At 59.3% G+C, this 11989-nt stretch carries 13 protein-coding genes; all 13 read right to left on the bottom strand.

All coding sequences use genetic code 11. The features are described 5' to 3' along the window. Window positions 1-144 precede the first annotated feature (144 nt). Window positions 145-2181 carry a chemotaxis protein CheA gene (gene cheA / locus H4V98_RS07635; RefSeq protein ID WP_280757407.1) on the bottom strand — a complete coding sequence of 679 codons (2037 nt, stop codon included), beginning with the start codon at window positions 2179-2181 and terminating at the stop codon, window positions 145-147. Between the two features lie 31 nt (window positions 2182-2212). Continuing rightward, window positions 2213-3127, bottom strand: a complete 915-nt coding sequence (motB, locus tag H4V98_RS07630; protein ID WP_280757406.1) for a flagellar motor protein MotB — start codon at window positions 3125-3127, stop codon at window positions 2213-2215. Continuing rightward, window positions 3128-4006: a flagellar motor stator protein MotA gene (gene motA / locus H4V98_RS07625; protein ID WP_196861670.1), complete on the bottom strand. Its 879-nt coding sequence runs from the start codon at window positions 4004-4006 to the stop codon at window positions 3128-3130. A 56-nt stretch (window positions 4007-4062) separates the two neighbouring features. Then, window positions 4063-4680, bottom strand: a complete 618-nt coding sequence (gene flhC / locus H4V98_RS07620) for a flagellar transcriptional regulator FlhC (protein ID WP_280757405.1) — start codon at window positions 4678-4680, stop codon at window positions 4063-4065. 63 nt (window positions 4681-4743) lie between these two features. Then, window positions 4744-5061 (bottom strand): flagellar transcriptional regulator FlhD, encoded by a 318-nt coding sequence (gene flhD / locus H4V98_RS07615; RefSeq protein WP_196861668.1) that lies wholly within the window; start codon window positions 5059-5061, stop codon window positions 4744-4746. 257 nt (window positions 5062-5318) lie between these two features. Then, complete coding sequence (locus H4V98_RS07610; protein ID WP_231374482.1) at window positions 5319-5627, bottom strand: EscU/YscU/HrcU family type III secretion system export apparatus switch protein; 309 nt, start codon at window positions 5625-5627, stop codon at window positions 5319-5321. Then, entirely contained in the window at window positions 5617-6696 is a 1080-nt protein-coding gene (locus tag H4V98_RS07605) for a flagellar hook-length control protein FliK (RefSeq protein WP_280757404.1), read from the bottom strand. The genes H4V98_RS07610 and H4V98_RS07605 overlap by 11 nt, the downstream gene beginning before the upstream one ends. A 5-nt stretch (window positions 6697-6701) precedes the next feature. After that, window positions 6702-7046 (bottom strand): flagellar protein FliT, encoded by a 345-nt coding sequence (locus tag H4V98_RS07600; RefSeq protein WP_196861665.1) that lies wholly within the window; start codon window positions 7044-7046, stop codon window positions 6702-6704. Between the two features lie 3 nt (window positions 7047-7049). After that, entirely contained in the window at window positions 7050-7526 is a 477-nt protein-coding gene (gene fliS, locus H4V98_RS07595) for a flagellar export chaperone FliS (RefSeq protein WP_196861664.1), read from the bottom strand. Between the two features lie 9 nt (window positions 7527-7535). Next, the gene (gene fliD / locus H4V98_RS07590; protein ID WP_280757403.1) at window positions 7536-9008 is read right to left on the bottom strand and encodes a flagellar filament capping protein FliD; all 1473 of its coding nucleotides are present in this window, start codon (window positions 9006-9008) and stop codon (window positions 7536-7538) included. A 95-nt stretch (window positions 9009-9103) separates the two neighbouring features. Beyond that, window positions 9104-9487 (bottom strand): flagellar protein FlaG, encoded by a 384-nt coding sequence (locus H4V98_RS07585; RefSeq protein ID WP_280757402.1) that lies wholly within the window; start codon window positions 9485-9487, stop codon window positions 9104-9106. A gap of 146 nt (window positions 9488-9633) precedes the next feature. Beyond that, a complete protein-coding gene (locus H4V98_RS07580; protein WP_280757401.1) occupies window positions 9634-11064 on the bottom strand; it encodes a flagellin in 1431 nt (476 codons plus the stop codon). 387 nt (window positions 11065-11451) lie between these two features. Continuing rightward, window positions 11452-11769 (bottom strand): flagellar hook-basal body complex protein FliE, encoded by a 318-nt coding sequence (fliE, locus tag H4V98_RS07575; protein WP_280757400.1) that lies wholly within the window; start codon window positions 11767-11769, stop codon window positions 11452-11454. Between the last annotated feature and the right edge of the window lie 220 nt (window positions 11770-11989).

Here is an 11989-nt window from a genome sequence, read left to right as displayed (position 1 = left end):
TAGCTTTTTATGCCCGCTCAACCTGCGCAGAAGGCATATTCCATGCATAAATTGCAGACATACCAAGCGCCCGGGCACCCGGGTGCGCCTTGGCCGTGCTGAAGCGACCATCGCGGCAGCCCCGCCGTTGCGTGCCTTTGCCGCTCAGCATGCCTTTTTGTCCCGATGGGTGCGCTGGATCGCCGCCACGTCGATGATCAGCGCCACATTGCCGTCGCCCAGAATGGTGGCGGCAGAAATGCCCGGCACCTTGCGGTAGTTGGTTTCCAGATTTTTCACCACCACCTGGTGCTGGCCCACGAGCTGGTCCACCAGCAGCGCAAAACGGTTGCCTTCGGCCTGCACGATCACGACGATGGCCTGGGTCGGGTTGTGCACCGCATTGGCCACCTCAAAAAGCTTGTGCAATTCCACCAGCGCCAGGTATTCGCCCCGCACATGCATGACCTGTTCGTCGGCGGTGATGGCATGCAGATCCTTGGCCAGCGGCTGCAGGGATTCAATCACGTAGTTCAGCGGCAGGATGTAAATTTCATCACCCACCTTGACCGACATGCCGTTCAGGATGGCCAGCGTCAGCGGCAGCACGATCCTGATCGTCGTGCCCTGGCCCTGGCGCGAGAAAATTTCGACATGACCGCCCATTTCATGGATGTTGCGCTTGACCACATCCATGCCGACGCCCCGGCCCGAAACATCGGTGACCACTTCCGCAGTCGAAAAACCAGGCGCCATAATCAGTTGCCAGGCCTCGTCATCGCTTGCGTCGTCGCTGATAGCAATGCCCTGCTGCCGGGCTTTGGCAATGATTTTTTCCCGCACCAGGCCGCCGCCATCGTCACGGACCTCAATCACGATGCTGCCGCCCTGGTGCTGGGCCGACAGCGTCAGCTTGCCAGCCGGGTCCTTGCCGGCCAGTGCGCGCTGCTGCGGCGTCTCGATGCCGTGGTCCAGGCTGTTGCGCACCAGGTGCGTGAGCGGATCGACGATGCGCTCGATCAGGCTCTTGTCCAGTTCGGTTTCCTTGCCCACCGTCACCAGGTTCACCTGTTTGCCCAGCTTGGCCGACAGGTCGCGAATCAGGCGCGGAAAGCGGCTGAACACATAGTCCATCGGCATCATGCGGATAGACATCACCGATTCCTGCAGGTCGCGCGCGTTGCGCTCCAGTTGGCCCAAGCCGCTCAGCAAGCGCTCATGCAGCACCGGGTCCAGCGTTAACGCGGTTTGCGTCAGCATCGACTGGGTGATCACCAGCTCGCCCACCAGGTTGATGATCTGGTCCACCTTCTCAACATCGACCCGGATCGAGTTGGACTCTTTGGCCTGAGCGGTTGCGGCTATCGCGGCGGGAGCGGCAGGCATCCCCTCGAACGGCGGCGCGGGCGGGGCAACGATCTCTACAACCTCGACAACCTCTACAACCTCGACAGCCGTCACAACCAGGTGCTCGACCTCCAGCGCCGCCAGCGGCGGGCCAGGCAACTCGTTGGTGATTTCGATCTGGTCGGTTTCCACGATGAAACAGCTCACCGCCACCAGGTCATCGGTATCGCAAGCCGTTTCCAGCCAGAGCGTCAGGCTGTTGGCGTCCCGGGTTTGCGCCAGCACCGTGCCCAGGTTGGCCAGTTCTTCAGCCAGCAGTTTCTGGTCGTTTTCGGAAACCTGGGTAAAGCGCACTTTCAGCGTCGGCACCGCCACTGCGCCAGGCTTTGGCACGGGCAGCGCCGCAGCGACTGCCACCGTTTTTGCCACCGCTGGCGAAGCAGCAGCGGGGGCTACGGCCGCACCGTCATGGCCCTCCAGCGCCAGTTGTTGCAGCACGGCGCAGATTTGAGCGACTGTTTGCGGATCGGGTACCTGGCCGTCCCGATACGCACTTAATTGTTGTTGCAGCATGTCTTTGGTTTCCAAAAAGCTATCCATCATCTTTGTGCTTAACTTCAGTTCGCCATGGCGGGTGCGGTCGAGCAAATTTTCAAGCAAATGCGTGGTGTCGGTCAGCGCCACAAATCCAAACGTAGCCGCCCCGCCCTTGATGGAATGCGCAGCGCGAAAGATTGCGTTCAGGTCTTCGCTGTCAGGCGTTTGCAAATCCAGGCGCAAAAGGCGTTGCTCCATTTCGTTGAGCAACTCATCGGCTTCTTCAAAAAAGGCCTGGTAAAACTGGGTGATATCCATCGCGTATTCGTTTCTTCTTTAAAGGCGGCAATCAGCTGCGCTGGTCAGGGCGGGCAGTTGACAGGCTCACAGCGGCCTGCCCGGCAGCGCCCGGCTTGATGCTCACACTGGCGCCAGTGGCAGAATTTGCTTTTTCTATCAGCATCTGGGCGCGATGGTTGAGTACCACGATGCTGATGCGGCGATTGACGGGCGCCAAAGGGTCGCTCTGGTTCAGGTGCATGCTTGACGCCACGCCCATGACGCGCAGCACCTTGATTTCCTGCAAACCACCCGCCACCAATTCCCGGCGCGAGGCATTGGCCCGGTCCGCCGACAGCTCCCAATTGCTATAGGACTTGTCGCCCTGCGCGTAAGTCGTGGCATCGGTATGGCCGGACAGCGTGATCTTGTTGGACTGCGCGTTGATGACTGGAGCGATCTCGCGCAGGATGGTGCGCATGTAGGGCGCCACCTGGGCGCTGGACCGGTCAAACATCGGCCGGTTGCTGCTGTCCACAATCTGGATGCGCAAGCCCTCGGGTGTGATGTCGATCAGCAGCTGGGGCCGAAACTCCTTGAGCAGCGGGCTCGCCTCGATCATTTTGTCAAGCTGCGCCTTCATCTGGTCCAGGCGGTTCACATCCTGGGCCTCGTCGTCGCTTTCCGGCATCTTGACTTCCTCCTTGATCGCCGCAGGATCGCCGCCGCCCGGAATGACGCTGGGGCTGTTGTTGATGGCCGGTCCGCCTGAAATCGCCTCGGTCAGCGGCCTTTTGAAATGCGCGGCAATACCGGTCAACTGATTGGGCGAGGACGATGACAGCAGCCACATCACCAGAAAGAAAGCGAACATGGCCGTCATGAAGTCGGCAAAGGCAATCTTCCAGGCGCCACCATGGTGGCGCGCCGCCATCACCGGGCGCTTGATGATGATGATGGGGCGTCGGGCGCCGTTCGTGGCCATTCAATCCTGCGCGTTTGCGCGGCCCTTGACATCACGCACATGCCCGTCCAGTTCGCTAAAAGACGGCCGGTGCGTCGAAGTCAGCACCTTGCGGCCAAATTCCACCGCCAGCTGCGGCGCATAACCGTTCAGGCTGGCCAGCAGCGTGATCCGGATGCACTGGTAGACCTTCAGGGATTCGGCCACCTTGTGCTCGACCAGGGTCGCCAGCGGCATCACAAAACCATAAGCCAGCAAGATGCCCAGAAAAGTCCCCACCATCGCGTGCGCAATCAGCTGGCCCATCTGCGCGGGCGGCAGGTCGGCAGACGCCAGCGCATGCACCACCCCCAGCACGGCCGCCACAATGCCCAGCGCCGGCAGCGCATCGCCAACACGGGTCAAGCTGTGCGCCGGTATTTCGCCCTCATGCTTGTAGGTTTCCAGTTCCTGCTCCATCAGCTCCCCGATTTCGTGCGGATCGGTGTTGCCGCTGACCATCAGGCGCAGGTAATCGGTCATGAACTCCAGCACACGGGCATCTGCCAGAATCACCGGATATGGCGCAAAAATGGGGCTGTTGTGCGGATCGTCAACGTCCGATTCAAGGGACATCAAGCCGTCCTTGCGACCTTTGGACAGCAGCATGTACAGCAAGGCGAGCAGCTCCATGAAAAGAGCCTTGTCGTGCTTTTTAGAATTTTTAAGCAGTTTGGGCAACACTTTGAGGGTCGAGCGTATGGTCTTGCCGTCGTTGCCCGCAATGAACGCACCCACGGCCGCGCCGACGATGATCAGCACTTCCAGCGGCTGGTACAGCACGCCGAAATGCCCGCCCATCAAGCCGTAGCCGCCAAATACGGACGCCAGCACCACCCCGTAACCCAAGATCACCAGCACGACGCGCTCCCCTTTAAATCTTCTTCAGGATTCATCACCAACAGCCTCGCGGCTCGTCAGGAACGAGCGCCATTCATCACATCCGCCAGCCACTTCGAAGGTGATGTCGATAGCTCAGACGCCTTGGCTGTAGCCGGCTTCTCGGCCAAAATGCGTGGCGTCTTCCCTGTCTTGCCTGCACGCGAGGGCGGCCGGCACAACACACACACATAGTTGTTTTGCGGCTCGTGCGCATGGGCGACAAACAGGCCAGTGCATCGGGTGCATGTACTCAGCTGCAGCATGTCGCTGTCAAAAAACCGCACCAGTGTCCATGCACGCGTGAAGTCCAGCACGGGATCGCTGCCCTGCTGCCGAACCTGCTCCAGGTACAGCCGGTAGCTTTTAATGACGGCGGGAATCCGGCCGCAATCGCCATGAGTGACCATAAACCGGTAGATGTTGTAGAACATCGACGAATGAATGTTCGACAGCCAGGTCATGAACCAGTCGGTGGAAAACGGCAGCAAGCCCTTCGGCGGCGACACGCCCTTGATTTCCTTGTACAGCTTGATCAGGCGATCACGGCTCAGGCTGGTTTCGGCTTCCAGGAACTGCAGGCGGGCGCCAAGCTTGATCAAATCAATTGCAAGGTGGATTTCGCGGGCTTCACGAATGACGCTTTTAACAGCCATGATGACTCGCGCTGCAAAAGTAGTTAGCCCATACAGGGGATAAATTGCCTGCGATATGTAACATTATTGTAATGCGTCGATCCGCTGGCCAGACAGAAGAATGGCGGCATGGGCCTGCTGCAAAGCCAGGTTTTTTCCGTCCTGCGTCAATGCCGACAGCACCGGATGATCGTCAAACCGCAAGCGGCACAAAAACAGGCTGGACGCCGCCAGTTTCACAATTTGCGATAGCGACAGGTTGCCCAGCAAATCCGCTACTTCCCGGCTCAATCCCAGACGAAACATGGCCGTCGGCACATCTTCCCGAACCAGCCGCTGCGCCAGCAGCAAGTAAGTCAAATTCAAGTCACCAATCTCGTTGGTATTAGTCGTTTCAGCCATAGGTGCTCCCGTTTTCCTGTTCTTCTGACCACTTTTTTGAAGATCAGAAGAGTCTGTAAAAATCATTAGATATGTCAAAAAATTGTTATTTTGATAATATCAAATATATACAATTTACAACTCATCTCATACATTCTAGATAGTTTTACAAAATTGAAACAAAAAAACACAGATTTTGTTTTTTATTTTTTTCTTGTTTCTTTTTTGAGTTGTTTACATAAAAAAAATTGAGCTGTATCAATTTGATGATGCAAAACTCACTTTTTTGATTTTTGCGCGTCCAGCCGGTACAGCCAGGCCAGCACTTCCGCAACGGCCAGGTACAGCTGGGGCGGAATCTGCTCATCAAGATTGACCTGCATCAGCAACTTGACCAGATCGGGCGAGGCATGCACGTAAAGCCCGCTTTCTCGCGCGCGCTGAACAATCGAGTCGGCAACAGCCCCGTAGCCTTTGGCCACCACAATGGGCGCCCTGTCCTTCTTCGCGTACGAAAGCGCGATGGCGCTGGGCCGGTCAGGCAGGCCCGTCGCGTCAGGTGACGCGTCGGCGGTGTTAGGCGGCATCACCATTTTTCGCTGCAGGATGCGGCGACAGCGTCCCGATCTGCAGCCCCGTCAGTTGCAATCCCAGCGCTTGCAGCCGCTCGGGCAGTTCAGCGCGGGATTCAGCCAGCCTGCTACGCGTGGTGTTCTCGCTGGCGGCCATGTGGACCTGCAGCGCACTGCCCACCAGGCTGATGCGCACTTCAACCTCCTTGAGTGAAGGCAGCGTCAAGGCCACACGCGTGCTCCAGGTGCGCGGCGCGGCTTCGTCATCCGCTGCCGGCTGGCGCGCTTCTTCCTGAATTTCCCAATCCATGGGCACGCCCGGCCAGGCTTCACCGCCCCAGCGAAACACCGGTGCCGCCAGTAGCTCAAGCTGCTGGCGCACCAGCGCCACCGCATCGGGGTGAATGCCCGCCAGCCCCGCCGCGTTGCTGCGTGCCGCGTCCGTTGCAGCGGTGCCGCCTTGTTTTGCACCAGGATCCTGACCTTCGGCGTCCTGAGGCGCCACGTGGGCGCTACCAGGCAACAGGCTGCGCTCACCTGGTGGCAACGTCTGGGCTGAATCCGCCGGGCCTGCCGCTGGCAGCGCCAGCGCTGCTTTCAGCGAAGGGTCCAGCCGGGCTTGCGGCTCCTGCGCCAGCTCGGCCAGCGCGCGCGTTCCTGCGGCAAACTGCGCCAGGTGCGATTCGTAAAACAGGCCCGAGTTGCCGACGGTGCGGGCCAGCGACGCGGCCAGACCGGTAAGTGGCGACGACACTGGCAGCAGCGCCTCGGTCCCGATGACTTTGGCCGCAGCGCCTGCCCGGCCTTCCAGAATCGCACTCAGCGCACGCGCCGCGGCGCTCAAGGTCACCCCGCTGCCCAAGCCTGAAGCCGCACCGCCATGGCCGCGCTGATCACTTTTTAAAAGCCCGACTCCCAGTTGCAGTTCCACGGCAGCGCGCGACGGCAAGCGTACGTCATTGATGACTTCTTCCACCGGTGCGACCGCCTCCGGCCCCGCAACCTGCACCTCCGACTTGAGCGGCACCAGGTCCACCCGCTGGGCTAGCCGCGTGGCCAGCAGCGTGTCAAGCAGGGGCGTCAAGCCGCTCATTGGCGAATATCAGACGCCTGGCCATAGGCTTTTTTAAGGATTTCCTGTTGCTCCAGGCTTTTCACCGCGGCCCCCAGGTGCGCCAGTTGCGGCATCACCAGGCTGGAAACTTCGCCCTGGCTGGACGTGATGCGGCTCAGCAGCTGGTACTTGCGCGCCACCTGCTCTTCATGCAGCAGTTCCAGCGGCTCGATCACTTTGAGCCGGTCCACCAGGTCGCTGTACACCGCTTCCTGCGCCGGCAACTCGCCCCACTGGCCGGCACGCACCAGCGTCAGCATGCGCTCGGTCAGGGTGTCGATCTGCTCGTAGCAATGCATCACTTCACTTTGAGAACTCATGAATCAGGCTCCTGCTGAAAAACGGGGGGTGGTTTGGCCAGCCAGTGCCTGCGGCATCGGCTGTGCTTTTTGGGGATCGATCTCGCGCCATGCCGAGCTGATGTTGTCCAGCAGCCGGTCCGCCTCGTCCAGCAGCGCCGGGTCGTTGCGCAAGTTGGCATACAGCAGGCGCTGGGCGATGTAGTCGTACAACGCCGACAGGTTGCCGACAAGTTCCGCGCCCGCCTTATCGCTGGTATCGGTATCCAGGCTGGCTTTCAGGCCGTTGTCCACGATGTTGATGGCCTTGGAAATCGCCTTGCCTTTGGCCGCAATTTCATTGTTGGCCATATGGTGGCGCGCCATGGCAATGGCGGTTTTCGCGCCATCAAACAGCATGGTGATCAGCTGGTGAGGCGACGCGCTCATGGCGGACGACTGCAGGCCAATCTGGGCGTAGCTGCTGGCGCCGGTACTGGCGGCTGCTGTGCGTGTGTACATGGAATAGCCTTACTTTTTATTGCTGTTATTGATCGCGTCGAATTGCTGCGTCAGGTAGGCGCTGGTCTGGTTCATGCGGCTCATCATCACGTCAAGCTGGGTGAACTGGGCCTTGTAGCGCGCCACCGTCGCGTCGACCCGCTCCGACGTTGCCGTGTATTGCTTTGCCAGCGAATCCAGGGAACTGCTGATGCCCTTGCTGGCCGCCGTCAGCACCCCGCCCGTGGTGTCGGTATAGCTGTTAATCAGCGTCGACAGGCTGTTGCCGTAGCCGCCCACGCCGGCCGTGCCGGCAAACAAAGTCGCCACGCCGCCCATATTGCCGTCCAGTGCCGCCTTCAGCTTGACCGAGTCCAGCGCCAGCGTGCCGTCTTTTTCAAACGAAACACCAATGTTCGACAGCATCGTCAGGCCGCTGCCGAATTCCGCTTGCGGGCTGGTCAGCGCCGAACGCATGCCCACCTGGATGTTGCGCAGCGTCGAATCGCCCAGCAACACGGCGCCCGACTTGCTGGCGGGGTCAAAAGCGGTCAATTTAGCAGCGACGCTTTGCAGGCTGTTGTAGGCCTTCACAAAAGCGCTTACCGCGCTATCTACACTGGCCGTGTCTTTTTGCACCGACAGGGTGCTGGTTCCGATTTTTGACACCGTCATGGTGACATCCTGAACCGCCCCCACCACGCTGTGGGTGGCGCTGGTGATGGCAATGCCGTTCACGGTCAGTTCGGTGTTTTGCGCGGCGACGGTTTGCTGCAGATTTCGCGCAGCGGCCGGGTCATTGGTCAGCAGCTTCGACAAAGCAGAATATGCGGGAGCAGGATCTGGAGGATCGACAGGAACAGGGTCGCCGGAGACGCTGATACGCATGCTCGACGCTTCGCCTGTTTGCGTGGAGGTCAATACGAGCCGGTTTGGCTTGTCGCTGCCGTCGTTGACGATGGAAGCTGTCACCCCCAGCGTGGTTTTGGCATTGATCGCCTTGGCAATGTCGGCCAGCGAGCTGTGCGCAGGATCAATGTCGATCGACTGCGTGCGCGTGGCATCTGGATCCTTGGTGAAAACCGCCCCCGACGTCGTGCCGAACTCGAACTGCACCGTGATCGGCGTCGTGCCATCCCCAATATTGCTGCTGGTGTCCGCCTGACCGACGGTTGCCAGCGACTGCGCTTGCGCCAGCTGCGTCACGTTCAGCGCATAAGTGCCGCTCTGGGCCGTGGAGGCTGCCGTGGCCGTCAGCACATCAGAGGCTGTCGAGCTGGCCTTGACGCCCTGGAACAGCTCCGGCTTGGCCAGCGCCGCCGCGGCCGTCTGCAGCGAACCGAGCGCACTGTTGAGCTGGCCGTAGGCCGTCAGCTTGGTGGTGTAGCTGGCTTGCTGCCGCTGAATCGCCGCCAGCGGTAGTTGCTCGGCCGTCTTCAAGCCGGCCAGCAGGGAATTCAAATCAAGGCCAGAGCCAATGCCGAGAGAAGAAACGGTGGCCATATCAAATCCTGTTCTTTCTGTTCTGAAGAGCCGCGTCAACCCCGTAGGTCGGCTTAGCCGAAGGCGTAACCCGACCTACGACGGCCAGCGTAAAATCACACCGATTGCGCAAACAACAACCCTTTCAGGTTATCCATCGCCTTGGACATGCGCATCACCTCCTCGGTCGGAATCTGGCGGATTAGCTTGCCGCTGTCCTGGTCCACGACCTTGACGATCAGCTCGCTGTAATCGGGATCAATTTCGAACTGCACGCTGACGGAAAACCCGGCCAGCACCTTGTTGATGTCCTCCAGCGACTGCTGCAGTTGCCTGGCGCCGGGCTTGTCCACCTCGCTTGCCCCGGCAGGTGCAACCGCCCTGGACGCGGGCGGCTCAAAAACCTCGCGCGGCATGCCGGCGGCCCGCGCAGCAGGCGTTGTTTTCTGACTGGGCGGCAAGCCATCTGCCGCGCGCATCGAGGTGATTGAAATCGGCATGTTTATTTTCCTGTTAAAAGCGCTGTCCGCTCACGCCTGGCCATGCACCAGGCGGGAGCGGGCAGCGCAATCGGGCCCTGGGGCCTGATTGGCTGACCTTTTTTGCTATCGGCAACTTGAAGATCGCCACTGACAGCGGCGGGTGATTAGCGCAGCAGCGACAGCACGCCTTCGGTCGACGAGTTGGCCTTGGCCAGCACCGAGGTGCCGGCTTGCTGCAGGATCTGCGCGCGTGTCATGTTCGACACTTCAGTCGCGTAATCGGCGTCTTCAATGCGTGAACGCGATGCAGACAAGTTGGTGACCGTGGTGCCAAGGTTGGCGATGATCGAGTCAAAACGGTTTTGCACCGCACCCAGCGAGCCGCGCAGCGTATCAACCATTGTTAGTGCTGCATCCAAAGTTTTCAGGGGATCAGCAGTAGCCGGAATCGTCGTCAAAGAATTACCGCGCGTGACCGCCCCGTCAGCACCAATGGTAGCCTTGAAAAACGAAATAACGGAGCCGACTGTGTCTTTGATCACAAAGCCTGACGTACCGCCTTCAGTGCCGCCAGAGTAGGCAAATACTTTTCCATTGTCGGCACCCGTCAACGCAGCGCGCGCAGCCACTGCAACAACTGAAGTAACAGCAGCAACTGCGGTAACACCTTGGGTAGACGGCGTTGCAACTGATACCGTTGTGTCAGCACCTGTACCGGGGGCGGAAATTGAGAAATCCGAATTTGTTTTATCAGTAATATTGCCAGCAGTGACTGCCGTAAAGGTAACAACGGCTCCATTTGCTGAAGCAGTGAAAGCTTTAGTACCGCTTGCGCCGGTGTATGCACTCGCATAAGCGGTAGCATTTTGCGCGGCAGTGTTTCCAGCAGCCAAAGTGAAACCAACGCCGTCAAACGTCACGGTATCAGCGTCAACGCTTGCACTAAAAGTTGCTGCAAACACTTCATTGGCCGGGGCCACAGCTGCATTACCAATCACGCCAGCTACTGCCGTCACAGCAGCGGGGACCTGGGCCGTACCAGCAACCTTTGTCGTATCGATACCGCTCACCACACTAAAGCCAGCCAAACCCAATTGTGCTGGATTGATAGCCTTCAAGTTAATGTCGATGGTTTGACTGTCATTGGCACCGACTTGAATTTTCAGAGCAAGCACTCCATCCTTGAGTACTTTGACGCCGTTAAAGTCTGTCTGATCCGAGGTGCGTTGGATTTCATCCAGACGCTGGGTAATTTCAGCCTGCATCGAGGCTTTGTCCGCAGCGGAGTTGTTGCCGTTGGCAGACTGCACCGTCAGTTCGCGGATGCGCTGCAGGTTGGTGTTGACTTCGTTCAATGCGCCTTCGGTGGTTTGCGCCATCGAGATTCCGTCATTGGCGTTGCGCGAGGCTTGCGTCAAGCCTTTGATGCTGGCGGTGAAGCGGTTGGCAATGGCCTGGCCGGCTGCATCGTCCTTGGCGCTGTTGATGCGCATGCCGGACGACAGGCGCTCGATCGCCGTGTTCATGGCACCCTGTGATTTGGTCAGGTTGTTTTGCGTGACCAGCGAGAGGATATTGGAATTGATGACTGACATGAAGGGCTCCTGATTACAAAGGTTGTGAGTTCCGGCAAACCCGCCGTCACGCTGGCCTTGCCTGCACATGCAGTTTGCAAGCCACCGTTATTCAAGTTATCGGCCGGCGCCTGGAAAACCTTTAGGGCTGCGCGCAAATAATTTTTCGCCGGATTGAAAACCAGACCACTGCCCCCCTCAATGCACGGCCACAAGCGTAGCGGGGATGTCGGGCTACGCCTTCGGCTAACCAGAAATACGTATCAAATATGGGCTTTGCGCATTAGCTACGGGCGCTAAAAGCTATTAATTGCATAGCGTTTTATAGAGCGGGTTAGCGCAGCGTAAGCCGACTTCGGCGCATTGGGGCGCGTGCGTTTTGGGGCGCGTGCGTTTTGGGGCGCTTGATCACGCCGCCATGTTCATGACTTCCTTGTACGCATCGACCACCTTGTTGCGCACCTGCAGGCCGGTCTGAAAGGCGATGTTGGCTTTTTGCATGTCCACCATCACGTCGTTCAGCGCGACGCCGGGCTTGCTTAGTTCAAACGCTTCAGCCTGGCGGGACGCGCTCTGCTGGGCGTTGCTGATGCGGTCCAGCGACTTTTTCAGTTCGCCGGCAAAGCCGCCGGCGCCCGCTTCGCTGCTGGCCGCAACGGAGCTGCCCATGGAAGGGGCCAGCGCGCGCATTTGTTGCAGGACGGATTCAATAGACGAAATGGACATGGTTTTGTGGGTGGGCAGCACGCACGCCCATGGCTGATGAAGACCTGAAGCGTAGCAGCCGATGGCCGCGCCGCATCGCGCCAAAAGATGCCAAAAGCCCCGGCTATTCAGGCGATCAAGTACGGCGCTGCACTCTGACAATCCGTCACAAGGCAGGGGGTGCCTTGGCCGCACCGGACGGGCCAGCCCCTTTCCCCTTCTCCTTACCACTTGTTGTATG

It is taken from the genome of Polaromonas sp. CG_23.6 (assembly GCF_029892315.1).
GTDB lineage: Bacteria > Pseudomonadota > Gammaproteobacteria > Burkholderiales > Burkholderiaceae_C > Polaromonas.
The sequence above is the reverse complement of the archived record's forward strand: the minus strand, read 5'-3'. Positions and strand labels throughout refer to the sequence as shown.